Origin of the sequence: Streptomyces sp. NBC_00076 (assembly GCF_045041235.1) — a bacterium.
Lineage (GTDB): Bacteria > Actinomycetota > Actinomycetes > Streptomycetales > Streptomycetaceae > Streptomyces.
Genome location: NZ_CP108242.1, coordinates 2,317,892 through 2,333,243, shown reverse-complemented (window position 1 = coordinate 2,333,243; position 15,352 = coordinate 2,317,892). Strand labels below are relative to the sequence as shown.

Annotated in this window: 13 protein-coding genes and 1 pseudogene; 11 read left to right on the top strand and 3 right to left on the bottom strand. The window is 72.0% G+C overall.

Going from position 1 to position 15,352, the window contains the following annotated elements; all coding sequences use genetic code 11:
• Positions 1-2: 2 nt before the first annotated feature.
• Both OHA64_RS10685 and OHA64_RS10680 read left to right on the top strand, forming a co-directional pair.
• Positions 3-1,274: pseudogene (locus tag OHA64_RS10685) on the top strand (hypothetical protein); the annotation flags it as partial.
• Positions 1,275-1,316: 42 nt separating this feature from the next.
• The gene (locus tag OHA64_RS10680; protein ID WP_405623930.1) at positions 1,317-2,186 is read left to right on the top strand and encodes a hypothetical protein; all 870 of its coding nucleotides are present in this window, start codon (positions 1,317-1,319) and stop codon (positions 2,184-2,186) included.
• 62 nt (positions 2,187-2,248) lie between these two features.
• Here OHA64_RS10680 and OHA64_RS10675 read toward each other — a convergent pair whose 3' ends face one another.
• Positions 2,249-3,541 (bottom strand): DUF1015 domain-containing protein, encoded by a 1,293-nt coding sequence (locus OHA64_RS10675; protein WP_405611422.1) that lies wholly within the window; start codon positions 3,539-3,541, stop codon positions 2,249-2,251.
• Positions 3,542-3,613: 72 nt separating this feature from the next.
• Here OHA64_RS10675 and OHA64_RS10670 point away from each other — a divergent pair, with 72 nt between their 5' ends.
• From OHA64_RS10670 to OHA64_RS10655, 4 genes are all read left to right on the top strand, one after another.
• Positions 3,614-4,642, top strand: coding sequence for an HAD hydrolase-like protein (locus OHA64_RS10670; RefSeq protein WP_405611419.1), 1,029 nt, complete (start codon positions 3,614-3,616; stop codon positions 4,640-4,642).
• A 96-nt stretch (positions 4,643-4,738) separates the two neighbouring features.
• Entirely contained in the window at positions 4,739-5,782 is a 1,044-nt protein-coding gene (locus tag OHA64_RS10665; RefSeq protein ID WP_405611416.1) for a FecCD family ABC transporter permease, read from the top strand.
• Entirely contained in the window at positions 5,779-6,816 is a 1,038-nt protein-coding gene (locus tag OHA64_RS10660; RefSeq protein ID WP_405611413.1) for a FecCD family ABC transporter permease, read from the top strand. The genes OHA64_RS10665 and OHA64_RS10660 overlap by 4 nt, the downstream gene beginning before the upstream one ends.
• Positions 6,813-7,679 carry an ABC transporter ATP-binding protein gene (locus tag OHA64_RS10655; protein WP_405611410.1) on the top strand — a complete coding sequence of 289 codons (867 nt, stop codon included), beginning with the start codon at positions 6,813-6,815 and terminating at the stop codon, positions 7,677-7,679. Before OHA64_RS10660 ends, OHA64_RS10655 begins: the two co-directional genes overlap by 4 nt.
• Here OHA64_RS10655 and OHA64_RS10650 read toward each other — a convergent pair.
• Positions 7,663-8,010, bottom strand: a complete 348-nt coding sequence (locus tag OHA64_RS10650) for an SCP2 sterol-binding domain-containing protein (RefSeq protein ID WP_405611407.1) — start codon at positions 8,008-8,010, stop codon at positions 7,663-7,665. The genes OHA64_RS10655 and OHA64_RS10650 overlap by 17 nt on opposite strands.
• A 201-nt stretch (positions 8,011-8,211) precedes the next feature.
• Here OHA64_RS10650 and OHA64_RS10645 point away from each other — a divergent pair, with 201 nt between their 5' ends.
• From OHA64_RS10645 to OHA64_RS10625, 5 genes are all read left to right on the top strand, one after another.
• Positions 8,212-8,559: a hypothetical protein gene (locus tag OHA64_RS10645; protein ID WP_405623929.1), complete on the top strand. Its 348-nt coding sequence runs from the start codon at positions 8,212-8,214 to the stop codon at positions 8,557-8,559.
• Positions 8,560-8,566: 7 nt separating this feature from the next.
• The gene (locus OHA64_RS10640) at positions 8,567-9,382 is read left to right on the top strand and encodes a TlyA family RNA methyltransferase (protein WP_405611404.1); all 816 of its coding nucleotides are present in this window, start codon (positions 8,567-8,569) and stop codon (positions 9,380-9,382) included.
• Complete coding sequence (locus OHA64_RS10635) at positions 9,379-10,284, top strand: NAD kinase (protein ID WP_405611401.1); 906 nt, start codon at positions 9,379-9,381, stop codon at positions 10,282-10,284. Before OHA64_RS10640 ends, OHA64_RS10635 begins: the two co-directional genes overlap by 4 nt.
• A 157-nt stretch (positions 10,285-10,441) precedes the next feature.
• Positions 10,442-12,160, top strand: a complete 1,719-nt coding sequence (gene recN / locus OHA64_RS10630; RefSeq protein WP_405623928.1) for a DNA repair protein RecN — start codon at positions 10,442-10,444, stop codon at positions 12,158-12,160.
• Positions 12,161-12,544: 384 nt separating this feature from the next.
• Positions 12,545-13,681, top strand: coding sequence for a glycosyltransferase family 4 protein (locus OHA64_RS10625; protein WP_405611398.1), 1,137 nt, complete (start codon positions 12,545-12,547; stop codon positions 13,679-13,681).
• A gap of 27 nt (positions 13,682-13,708) precedes the next feature.
• On the opposite strand, the gene OHA64_RS10620 is transcribed toward OHA64_RS10625, so the two are convergent.
• Positions 13,709-15,349 (bottom strand): PucR family transcriptional regulator, encoded by a 1,641-nt coding sequence (locus OHA64_RS10620; protein ID WP_405611395.1) that lies wholly within the window; start codon positions 15,347-15,349, stop codon positions 13,709-13,711.
• Positions 15,350-15,352: the final 3 nt, after the last annotated feature.

Genomic DNA, 15,352 nt, shown 5'->3' with positions numbered 1-15,352 from the left:
TTTTGTTTTTCCAGAGCGCGTCGGGTACCCGGCTGCGCGAGAATGACTTGCGGTACCGAAGACAGGAGTCACCCATGTCCACCAACTCTCCCGACGATCGACCGGAGCGCGACCAGCGGCGACGGGACAGTGGTGACCGTGGTGATCGCGGCGGTGACCGGGGTGACCGAGGGGGCTACCGCGGAGATCGTGGTGGTTTCCGTCGCGACAACGACCGTGGTGGCTACGGTCGTCGTGACGACCGTCCTAGCGATGACCGCAGTGGTGACCGTGCTGGCGACCGCAGTGGTGACCGTGGTGACCGCGGTGGTTTCCGGCGTGACGACCGGCGGGATGACCGTCGCGACGATCGCCGTGATGATCGTCGGGGCGACGACCGTGGTGGCGACCGGGGTGGTTTCCGTCGGGACGACAACCGGGGCGGCGGGTACGGCCGGCGGGATGACCGACGTGAAGGCGATCGTGGACCGCGTCCGGCCTTCCGTCGCGACGACCGTTCCGCGGGTCCGCGTCGGGATGACCGTTCTGCGGGGCCGCGTAGGGATGACCGCGCCGTGGGGCCGCGTCGGGATGACCGTTCTGCGGGGCCGCGTAGGGATGACCGCCCCGTGGGGCCCCGTCGTGATGACCGTTCTGCGGGGCCGCGTCGGGACGATCGCCCCGCCGGGCCGCGTCGGGACGATCGTGACCGTGGTCCCCGTCGTGATGGAGACCGTCCGACCTTCCGCCGCGACGACCGTGGGGAGCGCCGGGACGACAACCGTGGTGGTTTCCGACGGGACGACAACCGTGCCGGCTTTGGGCGCCGTGACGATCGTCGCGGTGATGACCGCGGTGGCGATCGTGGTGGCTTCCGGCGTGATGACCGTCGTACTGATGACCGTCGTACTGACGACCGCCGTGATGGTGACCGTGGCGGTTTCCGCCGTGACGATCGGGACCGGGACCGTGGGTTCCGGAGTGACGACCGTGATCGTGGCTTCCGTCGTGATGATCGCAGCGGTGACCGCGGTGGCGATCGTGGTGGTTTCCGGCGTGACGATCGTGACAGGGACCGTGGTGGCGATCGTCGGGATGATCGTCGGAGCGATGACCGCGGTGGCGACCGCGGTGGCTTCCGCCGTGATGACAGCCGTGGCGAGCGGGGCGGATTCCGGGGGCGGGACGACCGTGGTGCCCGTGGGCCGCGTAGGGACGACCGGGGTGACCGCCCCGGTGGCTTCCGTGGGCGTGATGACCGGCGCGGCGGCGACGACCGACGCGGTGGCGGGCGCTTCCGTGACGAGCGTGACCGGGACCGGGAGCCGATCAGGCGGCTGCCGATCCCCGAGGACGTCACGGGCGACGAGATCGACAAGGACGTACGGCAGGAGCTGCAGAGCCTGCCGAAGGGGCTCGCCGAGGACGTCGCCAAGAACCTGGTGATGGTGGCCCGGCTCATCGACGAGGACCCCCAAGGCGCCTACGGCTACTCCAAGGTGGCCCTGCGGCTGGCGTCGCGGGTTGCCGCCGTGCGCGAGGCGGCCGGGTTCGCGGCGTACGCGAACCAGAAGTTCAGCGAGGCGCTCGCGGAGTTCCGGGCAGCGCGGCGGATGACCGGGAACGTGGACCTGTGGCCCGTCATGGCCGACTGCGAGCGTGGGCTCGGGCGTCCGGAGAAGGCGCTGGACATGGCCGGTACCGCCGAGGTGCACAAGCTCGACAAGGCCGGACAGGTGGAGATGCGGCTCGTCGCGGCCGGCGCCCGGCGTGACATGGGGCAGTTGGACGCGGCGATCGTGACGCTGCAGAGCCCCGAGCTGGCCTCTCACTCGGTACAGCCGTGGACCGCGCGGCTGCGGTACGCGTACGCCGACGCCCTGCTTGCCGCCAAGCGGGAGGACGAGGCTCGGGAGTGGTTCGCCAAGGCCGTTGAGGCCGACAAGGACGGCAGCACGGACGCCTCGGACCGGCTCGCCGAGCTCGACGGAGTCGAATTCGTCGACGCCCTTGACGAGGACGAGGACGAGGTCGTGGCCGAGGGGGCGGTCGAGGCCGAGGGGGCGGTCGAGAGCGAGCGCTCGGACGACGTCGAGCCCCAGGAAGCCGCCGTGGCGAAGGCCGAGGACGGCGACTGGGATGACGACAAGGACGACGACAAGGACGACGACGTGAACGACGACCACAAGGACGACGGCAAGGACTGACGGCCTTGTGTGAAGGGTGGGATCCCGGTTCCGGGGTCCCACCCTTTCTGCTGTCCCTGCCGCTACACGTCCAGCGCGCGCAGTACCAGGCCTGACGCCGGCTTCGGCCCGAACGATGTCGACTTGCGCGGCATGGTGACGCCCCGTCGGGCCAGATCGCGGACGACGTCCTCGCGGACCGGGTGCATCAGGACGGCCGTACCGCCGTCACGCTCGGCCTTCTCGACCGTGGCCGCCGTGTCGTGGATGTAGGTGATGCGGGCGGGGTCGTCCTCGGGGATGTGCCAGACGTGGTCGAGGAGAGCGGCGTGCAGAACGGTCGCGTCGAGGGTGCGCCAGGCGGCGGGGTGCTCGGCGGGGACCGTGCGGGACAGCAGGGCCGGATCCGGGCGGTCGATCAGGTGGAAGGCACCGTCGCCGGCCAGCAGGAACGCGTTGCCCTCGCGGGCCGCGTCCGCCAGTGCGTCCAGCGCCTGCGCCAACGGGACTTCGAGGCGGTGGACGCGGAACAGGCCGTCCAGGGCGGTCACCGCGTCCGCGACGGGCAGGCCGTGCAGGAGGCGGTGGATGGCGCGGACGCGCAGCGGGTAGCGGGCCGTGTCGACGAGGAGGACCAGGCCGTAGTCCCAGGGGCTGGGGGAGGGGTGCTCCGCGCGTAGACGACGATAGGTGGCCCAGCGGTGGTGGCCGTCGGCGATGAGGGCCTGATGGCGGGCGAGGTCGGACTGGACGCGGTCCATGTCGGACGGATCGGTGACCGACCACAGGCGGTGGCTGTGGCCGTCCTCCGTGGTCGTCGCGAGCAGCGGGGGCTGTTCGGCGAGGCGCTCGACGACCTCGGCGGTGGCGGACGCGGCGCCGTCGCCGCGGTAGGTCAGGAGCAGGGGCTCCAGGTTCGCGGAGGTGGCGCGCATGAGGGCGGCGCGATCGGCGACGACGTGCGGCATGACGTCCTCGTGGGGCAGGACCACGCCCTCCGACGGCTCCGACAGGCGTAGGGCGCCGATGACGCCGCGCTGGAGCAGGCCGTCGCCGTCGCGTTGTTCGTAGACGTACAGGCCCGGTTGGGAGTCGGTGGTCAGGACTCCTTCGGACAGCCAGCGGCGCAGAGTGCGGGCCGCCTGTGCGTTGCGTTCGGCGGGGGTCGTGGCCTGGGGGAGGATCAGCCGGACGATGTTGTGCGGGTCGGCGGACTGCAGGTGGTGCACTCCGTCGGGGCGTACGACGACGTCGTACGGGGGGGACGTCACGGCGGCCAGGTTGCCGACCCGGTCGGGGTCGTAGCGCAGGCCTCGGAACGGGGTGAGTTCCAGGCCTCGGGGCGCCGTTGCTTCCGAGTGACCTGCTGAGTTCATCCCGGCATCGTACGTGTGTCAGTGGCATGCGGGATGATCGGGGGAAATCCGTCGAACGAGGAGCGATGCGGAATGAGCCAGGGCGTCAGGACGAGGCCCGAGGGCAGTGGGCAGGCCCTGAGTGAGGCGTATGACACGGCGCTGCTCGATCTGGACGGGGTGGTGTACGCGGGCGGGAACGCGATCGCGTACGCCGTCGAGTCGTTGGCCACCGCGCGCGACGGCGGGATGCGGCTCGCGTACGTCACCAACAACGCGCTGCGCACGCCGGACACCGTGGCCGAGCACCTCACCGAGCTGGGCATACCGACGGGGTCGTCGGATGTCATCACCTCCGCGCAGGCGGTCGCACGGCTGATCGCCGAGCAGGTGCCGTCCGGTGCGCGCGTGCTCGTGATCGGTGGCGAGGGGCTGCGGGTGGCGCTGCGTGAGCGGGGCCTTGAGCCGGTGGAGTCGGCGGACGACGATCCGGCGGCGGTGGTGCAGGGGTTCGGCGGGCCCGACCTGCCGTGGGGCCGGTTCGCGGAGGCGTGCTATGCCATCGCGCGCGGGGTGCCGTGGTTCGCGTCCAACACCGACCTGACGATCCCGAGTGCGCGTGGGATCGCGCCGGGCAACGGCGCGGCGGTGGAGGTCGTACGGATCGCGACCGGTGCTGATCCGCAGGTGGCGGGCAAGCCGCTGCCGCCGATGCACCGGGAGACGATTCTGCGGACGGGTGCCGAGCGGCCGCTGGTGGTCGGGGACCGGCTGGACACGGACATCGAGGGGGCGTTCAACGGGGAGGTCGACTCGCTGCTCGTCCTGACCGGGGTCACGGATGGGCCGCAGTTGCTGGCCGCGCCGCCGCAGCACCGGCCGACGTATGTCGACGCCGATCTGCGGGGGTTGCTCACCGGGCAGCCGGAGGTCACCGAGGACGGGCAGGGCTTCCGGTGCGGCGGGTGGACGGCGACGGCCGGGGCCGAGACGCTGGAACTCGGCGGCGGAGGCGAGGCCTTGGACGGGCTGCGGGCACTGTGCGCGGCGGCCTGGACGGCGGCCGGGGACGGTGTGTGCGAGCTGGACGGGGGGAAGGCGCTGGCACGGCTGGGCTTGTGAACCCATGGCCCGTACCCGTGACTGGCCCGTGAAAGGCCCACGAACGTTCGTGGCACCGGATCGTGACTGAATGCGAGGGTAGGCTAACCTAACTACGTGTTGGTCGACAGTCCCCCCGAACAGCGCGCGGAGACCGCCCCCGCGCCCCCGAACCGCAGGGCGATACGAGTCGTTGGATTGTTCGTGTCGGTCGTGATGCTGACGATCGTCGCGGTGGCGAGCATCGCGATCGGCGCCAAGGCGCTCTCCGTCCCCGAGGTCTGGCACGGGCTGTTCGAGGATTCGGGGACGTACGCCGACGTCGTCGTGGCCGACCGGCTGTCGCGGACCGTGCTGGGTCTGCTCGTCGGCGCCGCGCTCGGGCTGTCCGGCGCCGTACTGCAGGCGCTCACCCGCAATCCGCTGGCCGATCCCGGGCTGCTCGGCATCAACGCGGGGGCGTCCGCCGCTGTCGTCACCGCGATCTCCTTCCTCGGGGTCACCTCGCTGAGCGGGTATGTGTGGTTCGCCTTCCTCGGCGCGGCCGCTGTCGGGGCTCTGGTCTGGTTCCTGGGCGGCAGCCGGGGGGCCACGCCGGTGCGGCTCGCGCTGGCCGGCACCGCGATCAGCGCCGCGCTCTACGGCTATCTCCAGGCCGTGATGATCCTGGACAACGCGGCGCTGAACCGGATGCGCTTCTGGACGGTCGGTTCGCTGTCCTCGGCGACCGGCTCGACCATCACGCAGGTGCTGCCGTTCCTGCTGGCCGGCTCGGTCCTCGCGCTCGCCCTGGCCCGGCCGCTCAACGCCGTGGCCATGGGTGACGACACCGCCAAGGCGCTGGGCGCCAACCTGAACCGCACCAGGGCGCTGTCGATGCTCGCCGCGACCGTGCTGAGCGGGGCCGCGACCGCCGCCTGCGGGCCGATCGTGTTCGTGGGGCTGATGGTCCCGCATGTCGTGCGGTCCTTCACCGGGCCCGACCTGCGCTGGATCCTGCCGTACGCGACCATCCTGTCGCCCGTGCTGCTGCTGGGCTCCGACGTCCTCGGCCGGATCGTCGCGCGCCCCGCGGAGGTGCAGGTCGGGATCGTCACCGCGCTCATCGGCGGCCCCGTGTTCATCTTTCTCGTACGTCGGCGGAGGCTGGCCCAGCTGTGAAGACCACCCGTGCCCTCAGGACCCGCGGCGGCCTGTCGATCCGGCTGGACGCCCGTGCTGTCGCCGTCGTCGCAATCCTGTCGCTCGCCGCGCTCACCGCGAGTGTCGTGCTGATCGGCACCGGCGACTTCCCGATCCCGCCCGCCGACGTGCTCAGGACGCTGGTCGGCAACGGCAGCGCGAGCCAGGAGATCATCATCAACGATCTGCGGCTGCCGCGGGTCCTGGTCGGACTCCTGGTAGGCGCCTCGCTCGGACTCGGGGGTGCGCTGTTCCAGGCCATCTCCCGTAATCCGCTGGGCAGTCCGGACGTGCTCGGGCTCGGACAGGGGGCCGCGGCCGGTGCGCTGATCGTCATAGTGCTGATGTCCGGGAACGCGGCCCAGGTCACCGCCGGGGCGCTCCTGGGCGGAATCGTGACCGGGCTCGCCATCTATCTGCTCGCCTGGAAGCGGGGGGTGCACGGCTATCGGCTGGTGCTGGTCGGCATCGGTGTGGCGGCGATCCTCACGGCGCTCAACAGCTATCTGCTCACCATCTCCGACCTCACCGACGCGGCCAGTGCCGTGGTCTGGATGACCGGGTCGCTCGACGGCCGTGACTGGGACCAGGTCTGGCCCCTGCTCGGGCTGTGCGCCGTGCTCGTGCCCCTCGTCCTCGCCAACACGCGCGGGCTGCGGATGACGGAGATGGGCGACGACGTCTCGTACGCCCTCGGGGTGCGTGTCGAGCGGCTCCGGATGATGCTGCTCGTGGTCGCCGTCCTGCTCACCGCGACCGCCACCGCGGCGTCCGGACCGATCAGCTTCGTGGCGCTGACCGCGCCGCAACTGGCCCGTCGGCTGACCCGCTCGCCCGGACCGAACCTGCTGCCGTCCCTGTGCATGGGTGCCACCCTCCTGGTCACCGCCGACTGGCTCTCGCAGCGCGCGTTCGGTGCCGACCAGCTGCCCGTCGGCGTGGTCACCGGCGCGCTCGGCGGGGTCTACCTGCTGTGGCTGCTGGTCATCGAGCGCAAGGCGGGCCGGATATGAGCGTCGACAGCAGCGCCCGTAACGGGCTGAACAACCGAAGGAGCACTGTGAACCGCCTGTCCGCCGAGAACGTGACGCTCGCCTACGACCAGCGGGTCATCGCCGAGGAGTTGTCGGTGGAGATACCCGACAACTCCTTCACGGTGATCGTCGGCCCGAACGCGTGCGGCAAGTCCACGCTGCTGCGGGCGCTGTCACGGATGCTCAAGCCGAGCCGGGGGCGGGTGCTGCTCGACGGGCAGGTCATCCAGTCGATGCCGGCGAAGAAGGTCGCCCGCACCCTGGGGCTGCTTCCGCAGTCGTCGATCGCACCCGACGGGATCACCGTCGCCGACCTGGTCGGCCGCGGCCGGTACCCGCACCAGGGGATCCTGCGGCAGTGGTCGACCGAGGACGAGCGGGTCGTCCAGGAGTCGATGGCGCAGACCGGGGTCGCCGAACTCGCCGACCGCTATGTCGACGAGTTGTCCGGCGGCCAGCGCCAGCGGGTGTGGATCGCGATGGCGCTCGCCCAGCAGACGCCGTTGCTGCTGCTCGACGAGCCGACGACCTACCTGGACATCCAGCACCAGATCGACGTCCTCGACCTGTGCGCCGAACTGCACGAGGAGCAGGGCCGCACACTGGTCGCCGTCCTGCACGACCTCAACCACGCCGCGCGGTACGCCACGCACCTGATCGCCCTGAAGAACGGCACCGTCGTCGCCGAGGGCGCGCCGAACGACATCGTCACCGCCGACCTGGTCGAGGAGGTCTTCGGACTGCGCTGCCAGGTCATCGACGATCCGGAGACGGGCACGCCGCTGGTGGTGCCGGCGGCACGCAAGGCTCGGACGGGTGCGGTGGCTACAGAAGCTTCCTGAGGCGGAACAGGTCCTTGAGACCTGCCTCCAGTTTCACCCGGCCCGAACCCCACGCCTTCGCGAAGTTCAGTTCGCCGTTCACCAGGGCCACCAGGTCGTCGCCCGCCATGGCGAGTCTGATCTGGGCCTTCTCCGGTGGCGGCCCCTGGAGCGTGTCCGCCACCTCGATCCGGCCGTCGACGAGCCGACCGACGAAGGTGACGTCCAGGTCGGTGATGTGGCAGCTCACCGAGCGGTCCAGGGCCGCGGCAGTGCGGACGTCCCCCTCGGCGGTCTGCAGGGTGTCCGAGAGCTTTTCGAGTGCGGCGCGGCACTCCTCGATCGTGGCCATCGCGATCGACGTTACCCCAGGGCTACGAGGTAGCGTCTGGGCATGAGCGACTCAGTGCCCGAGGTCGCGGTCCGGGCGGAAGCGGAGGTTCCGGCGTCGGACGCCCCGACCTCGACGTATGTACCGGCTCCGACGGCCGTACCTGACGCACCCGAGGTGATCGACGTACCCGACGCACGCGAAGTGCCGGACGTACGCGACGTGTCGGACGTACCCGAAGTTCCCGATGCGCGCGTCCCGGACGAACCGGACGGCCAGGCTGAATCGGACTACGACCCGGCGGCGCCCGCCCCCCTGGCCGTCCCCCGCGCCCCCACCGGGAACGCCGAGGTGGACGCCCAGCTGGCTCGGCTCGGAGACGCCGACCACCTCGCCACAGACGGGCACGTCGAGGTGTACGAGGATGTACACCGGGGGCTGCGCGACGCGCTCACCGCGCTCGACGCCCGCCCGGGACCTCCGGTGCCCCCGCCCGCCCGTCATCCGACCACCGCACCTCAACGAGGCCCTTCGGGCCCCGCCTTCCAGTCAGTACGAAACAGGAGCTGAACCGAACGTGGCAGGAGTCGCACGTCGCCGTCTCGACGCGGAGCTGGTCCGCCGGAAACTCGCGCGCTCGCGCGAGCACGCCGGGCAGCTGATCGCCGCCGGGCGGGTCACCGTCGGGAAGACCGTCGCGACCAAGTCCGCCACCCAGGTGGAGACCGCGGCGGCGATCGTGGTCTCGGCCGACGACAGCGACCCCGACTACGTGTCGCGCGGCGGCCACAAGCTCGCCGGCGCGCTCACGGCGTTCGTACCGGAGGGGCTTGTCGTCGAGGGGCGGCGGGCGCTGGACGCCGGCGCGTCCACCGGGGGTTTCACGGATGTTCTGCTCCGGGCGGGAGCCGCGCACGTGGTCGCCGTGGACGTCGGATACGGACAACTCGCATGGTCTCTTCGGAGTGATGAACGCGTCACCGTCAAGGACCGTACGAACGTACGCGAGTTGACGCTCGAAGTGATTGATGGGGAACCAGTGGATCTTGTCGTGGGGGATCTGTCCTTCATCCCGCTCGGACTGGTACTGCCCGCCCTGGCGCGGTGCGTGAAGCCGGACTCCGACCTGGTGATGATGGTCAAGCCGCAGTTCGAGGTGGGGAAGGAGCGGCTGGGCAGTGGGGGAGTCGTACGGAGTCCGCAGCTGCGCGCCGACGCCGTGCGCGCGGTGGCGGGGCGGGCCTGGCAACTGGGGCTCGGCGTGAAGGGTGTCACCGCCAGTCCGCTGCCCGGGCCGTCCGGGAATGTCGAGTATTTTCTGTGGCTGCGGTCGGGTGCACCCGAACTGGACCCGGCTGACGTTGACCGTGCAGTGGCGGAGGGGCCGCGTTGAGCCAGAACCGAGCTCGTACTGTTTTCCTGCTGGCCCACACCGGGCGGCCCGCGGCGATCCGCAGCGCCGAACTGGTGGTGAAGGGGCTGCTGCGCGAGGGCATCGGCGTACGCGTCCTGGAGTACGAGGCCGCCGACCTGCCGCTGCCGAGCGAGGTGGAGCTGGTCAAGGAGGCGACTCCCCAGTGCCTCGACGGATGCGAGCTGCTGATCGTGCTCGGCGGTGACGGGACGCTTCTGCGTGGCGCCGAGTTCGCCCGGGCGTCCGGGGTGCCGATGCTGGGCGTCAACCTGGGGCGCGTCGGATTCCTCGCGGAGGCCGAGCGGGACGACCTCGACAGGGTCGTCGAGCGGGTGGCGAGCAAGGCGTACGAGGTCGAGGAGCGGATGACCGTCGATGTGGTCGTGCATCGCAACGGGGACATCGTGCACACCGACTGGGCGCTGAACGAGGCGGCCGTGCAGAAGGTGTCCGCCGAGAAGCTGCTCGAAGTGGTGCTGGAGATCGACGGGCGGCCGGTCACCGGGTTCGGGTGCGACGGGATCGTGCTGTCCACCCCGACCGGGTCGACCGCGTACGCCTTCTCGGCGGGTGGGCCGGTGGTGTGGCCCGAGGTCGAGGCGTTGCTGATGGTGCCGATCAGTGCGCACGCGCTGTTCGCGAAACCGTTGGTGACCTCGCCGGACTCCGTGCTGGCGGTGGAGGTGCTGCCTCATATCCCGCCGGGGGTTCTGTGGTGTGACGGGCGGCGGACCGTCGAGTTGCCGCCGGGTGCGCGCGTCGAGGTGCGGCGGGGGGCTGTGCCGGTGCGGCTGGCCCGGCTGCATCACGCTTCGTTCACGGATCGGTTGGTGGCGAAGTTCGCTCTGCCGGTCTCCGGGTGGCGGGGGGCGCCCCACTAGCGGTTCGACACAGCCCCGCTCCCCTGGGGCACCTCCACTCACCTGGGTGACAAGTGCCGGCTGTGCGCATTCGTTACCTGCACCTTCACATCACAGGACCGGGGGCCGTCGCACTTCCCCTCTCCGACCTCGTAAGGTCGTGTCCGTGTTGGAGGAGATGCGGATACGGTCGCTCGGAGTCATCGACGACGCGGTCGTGGAGCTGTCGCCCGGCTTCACCGCCGTCACGGGTGAGACGGGTGCGGGCAAGACGATGGTGGTCACCAGCCTCGGGCTGTTGCTCGGTGGACGTGCCGACCCGGGGCTCGTGCGGATCGGGGCGAAGAACGCTGTCGTGGAGGGGCGGGTCAGCATGTCCGCCGGCGACTCCGCCCTCGTGCGGGCCGAGGAGGCCGGGGCCGAGCTCGACGACGGGGCGCTGCTGATCAGTCGCACCGTTTCCGCCGAAGGGCGGTCCCGGGCGCACCTGGGCGGGCGCTCCGTGCCGGTGGGGCTGCTCGCCGAGCTCGCCGACGACCTGGCGGCCGTGCACGGGCAGACCGACCAGCAGGGGCTGCTGAAGCTGTCCCGGCAGCGGCAGGCCCTCGACCGGTACGCGGGGGACGCCGTCGCCGTGCCGCTGGCCAAGTACGGCGAGGCCCATCGGCGGATGCGGGCGGTGTCCGTGGAGCTGGAGGAGATCGTCACGCGCGCGCGTGAGCGGGCTCAGGAAGCCGACCTGCTGCGGTACGGGCTCGACGAGATCGCCGGCGTCGAACCGCGTGCCGGGGAGGACGTGGAGCTGGCGGAGGAGGCGGAGCGGCTCGGGCACGCCGAGGCGCTGTCGTCCGCCGCCACGGCCGCTCACGCCGCACTCGCCGGAAACCCGGAGGATCCCGAGGGCATCGACGCGACGACCTTCGTCGCGGGCGCGCAGCGGGCTCTGGACGCCGTTCGGTCGCACGACCCGTCGCTGGCCGCGCTCGCGGACCGGATCGGGGAGATCGGGATCCTGCTGGGTGACGTGGCGGGGGAACTCGCCGGGTACGCCGACGACCTGGACGCCGATCCGCTGCGGCTGGCGGCCGTCGAGGAGCGGCGGGCCGCGCTGACCGCGCTGACGCGGAAGTACGGCGAGGACGTCGCCTCGGTGCTGGCCTGGGCCGAGCACAGTGCCACGCGGCTCACCGAACTGGACGGCGACGACGAGCGCACCGGGGAGCTGACCGCCGAACGGGACGCCCTGCGGGCCGAACTGGGCGGGCTGGCGCAGGCGTTGACCGACGCGCGGACGGAGGCAGCGGAGCGGTTCGCGGCCGCCGTGACCGCCGAGCTGGCCTCGCTGGCCATGCCGCACGCGCGCGTGTCCTTCGACATCCGGCAGACCGAGGACCCGGAGGGTGTCGAGGTCGGCGGGCGTGCGGTCGCCTACGGGCCGGCCGGTGCCGACGAGGTCGAACTGCTGCTGGCCCCGCATCCGGGGGCGCCGCCCCGGCCCATCGCCAAGGGCGCGTCAGGGGGTGAGCTCTCCCGCGTGATGCTGGCGGTGGAGGTGGTCTTCGCGGGGAACGATCCGGTGCCGACCTATCTCTTCGACGAGGTCGACGCGGGTGTCGGCGGCAAGGCCGCGGTGGAGATCGGGCGGCGGCTGGCCCGGCTCGCGAAGACCGCGCAGGTGGTGGTCGTGACCCACCTGCCGCAGGTCGCCGCGTTCGCCGACCGGCAGTTGCTGGTGGAGAAGACCAACGACGGCTCGGTCACCCGGTCCGGAGTGAAGGTCCTGGAGGGGGAGGAGCGGGTCCGGGAGCTGTCCCGGATGCTCGCTGGTCAGGAGAACTCGGAGACGGCCCGGGCCCACGCGGAGGAGCTGCTGGCCACGGCCAGGGCGGATGGCTAGGCCTGCTGCTCGGGGCTCGGCGCCTGCTGCTCGACGAGTGGCGAGCGGCCGCGCACCGGGCCGAGGAGTCTCCTCGTAAGGTGATCGGACGACCCGCTGTGCTCGCGGGGCCGATCGCGCGCGGGGCGTGGCTTGCGCGTCCCCCAGGGTGAACAGTGCGGGCACATGTGTGCGGAATCATGTCCTCCTTCACTCGTGTGGGTGACCCCGGCCGCCGTGCCGTCAGGGCGTACGGCCGACGGCGTTCCCGGAACACCCGTACGTACTGGCATCCTTGGATCAGAACGCAGTACGCGTAGGAAGCGCGCGGTACACCCCCTCCGCCCGACACCTTCTGTACGTTTCCTCGTGACCGCCCGACGCCGAACCAGGAGCCCCGGCCACGTGACCCCCGTGAGCAGCCACTCACCGCCCGGCCAGTCGCCGCTGCGCACCGTGCAGGTGCTCGGCGGGGGCAACGCCGGCAGCAGCGCGCATGTGCGCTCCCTGGCCTCCGGGCTGGTGGCGCGGGGCGTGCGGGTCACCGTGTGTGCCCCCGTCGAGGCCGATCGTGCCTACGACTTCACCGGCGCCGGTGCTGAACACGTGCACGTGCCGCGCAGCAGTGACCCCGGGTCCGTGGCCGCGCTGCGGCAGGCGTGCACCGGCGCCGACCTGGTGCACGCGCACGGACTGCACGCCTCCTTCCGCGCCGTGCTCGCGCTCAGCGGACGGCGCACCCCGCTCATCGTCACCTGGCACGACCGGGCGTACGCCGAGGGCGCGCGCGCCCACTTCCTGCGGCTTCTGGAGCGACGGGTGGTCAAGACCGCCACCGTTGTACTCGGCACCACCTCCACCCTCGTGGACCGGGCACGCCGTACCGGAGCACGGGACGCGCGGCTCGCCGCCGTGGCGCTGCCCGGTCCGCGCGAGACCCTCGAGCCGGAGGACCCCGACCGGCCGCAGGCCAAGATCCGGGCCGAACTCGGTGCCACCGGGCGTCCGTTGCTGATGGCCGTCGGCTCCCTCGACCGGCACCGGGGCTACGACATGCTGCTGGACGCCGCGCGCGCGTGGCGCCACCTCGATCCCGTGCCGCTGGTGGTGATCGCGGGAGAGGGACCGTCGCGCGCCGAGTTGCAGGGGCGGATCGAGGGCGAGGGGCTGCCGGTCCGGCTCATCGGACGGCGGGAGGACGTCACCGAGTTGCTCGCCGCCGCCGACCTCGCCCTGCTGCCGAACAGCGGGGAGTCGCGGTCCGTCCTCGCCCAGGAAGCGCTCCACGCGCGCGTGCCGCTCGTCGCCACCGCCTCCGGCGCCGTCCCCGAACTCGTGGGCGACGCGGCCGAACTCGTCCCGCCGGGACACCCCGAGGCGTTCGCCGACGCCGTCGTACGCCTCCTCGGCGACCCCGAGCGTCAGGAGTCGCTCCGGGACAAGGGCGCCCGGCAGGCGGCCACCTGGCCCTCCGAGGACGAGACCGTCGCCCAAGTCCTCAGCGTCTACGACGAGTTGACCCAACTCAGGCCGTTGATCTAGCCCGCGGCAGGCACTGGAAACGCCGGACTACGGCACCAGCCGGCGTGCCCGCAGGGCCAGGCTCAACGCCAGTACCGTCTGCGGATCGTCGAGATCGGTACCCAGCAACTCCCCGATCCGCGCCAGTCGGTTGTACAACGTCTGCCGGTTGAGGTGGAGTTCGCGGGCCGTCTCCGCCTTGCGTCCCGCGTGCGCCAGATACGTCTCCAGGGTGGGCAGCAGCGGCGGCTTGGAGCGGCGGTCGTGGTCCCGGACCGGACCGATCGCACGGTCCACGAAGGCCGCCAGGTCCGGTTGGTCGCGCAGCCGCCACAGCAGAAGGTCGATGTCCAGGCGGCGGGCGTCGTACCAGGGGCGGTCCGACAGGCCCTGGGCCGCCGTCGCCGTCTCCGCCGCGTGCCTGAGCCCCGCCGACGCCGCCGCCCAGCCGCCGGCCACCCCGACGACCACCACCGGCGGCTGCGCCCCCGGCCGCTGCGTCCCGGCCCGCTCCACACCCGCCCGCAGCGCCGCCGCCACCCGGTCCGCGACGGCCGACCTCTCCGACTCCGACCGCAGACCCAGCAGCAGCGGGACACGGCCCTCGACCGGTCGTACGCCCAACAGGACCGGCACCCCCAACGACGCCAGCTCCTCCGCGACCGCACGCGCCAGGACCGCCCAGCCGCCGCCCGGGGGCAGGGCGTCCCCGAGTCGCATCACCACGGGCAGCAGCGGGCTGTCACCCGGCTTGAAGCCCAGAACGCGCGCCTGCGCGGGCGCGTCCTGGGCCGCCACTCGGCCCTCGGCGAGGTCGGTCAGGAAATCCCCGCGTCCGCGCGCCGCCAGCTCCTCCTCCTGGCGGGCCTGCATCAGGACCACGGCCAGGATGCCGGCGGCCCGTTCGGCGGCCATGCGGTGCACGGGCGCGAGCGGCGCGCGTACGGGCAGCAGGACGAGGCGGGCCCGGACCGCCCCCGTCCCCGGCCCGCCGCCCGGAACGTCCACCAGGACCGAGCCGGCCGGCGGGGTGTCCTTGTACTGGCCGCGCAGCCCCTCCCACACCTGGAGCGGATCCGTGCCCTCGGGGCCGGCCCCCGCGGCGAACAGGAGCCGGCCGTCCGTTGTCTCCAGGAAGACCGGGTTGCCGCCGAAGTCGGCCAGGATGCCGAGGACCTGCGGTATCCCGCCGCGGCCCAGCAGGGCCTCCGTGCAACGACGGTGCACCTCTTCCGCCCGCTGGAGCAGGGCGTAGTGACCGTTGACGATCTCGGTGTGGATCTCCTCGGTGACGGTCACGAACGGCACCTCGCGATGCAGTTGGACCAGCGGCAGACCGGCCGCGCGGGCCGTGTCCACCAGGGCCGCGGGCAGCCGGGCGAAGCGCGGGCCGAGTTCCACGACGAGGGCCGCGATGCCACGTTCGACGAGGGTGCGCACGAACACGCGCTGGTCGACCGGGCGGGTGCCGAGGCCGTATCCCGTGGTCAACAGCAGTTCGCCGCCCTTGAGCAGCGAGGCGATGTGGGGCACCTCGCCCGCGTGTACCCAGCGGACGGTTCGGTGCAGCCGGTCGGCGCCCGCGAGGACCTCGGGCAGGCCGCCGCGCAGGCCCGGCAGTTCGAGAGCGCGCTGCACGGTGATCCCGCCGCCGTGGGTCTCGAATCGTTGGTCCGTGCGGCTGTCCATGCA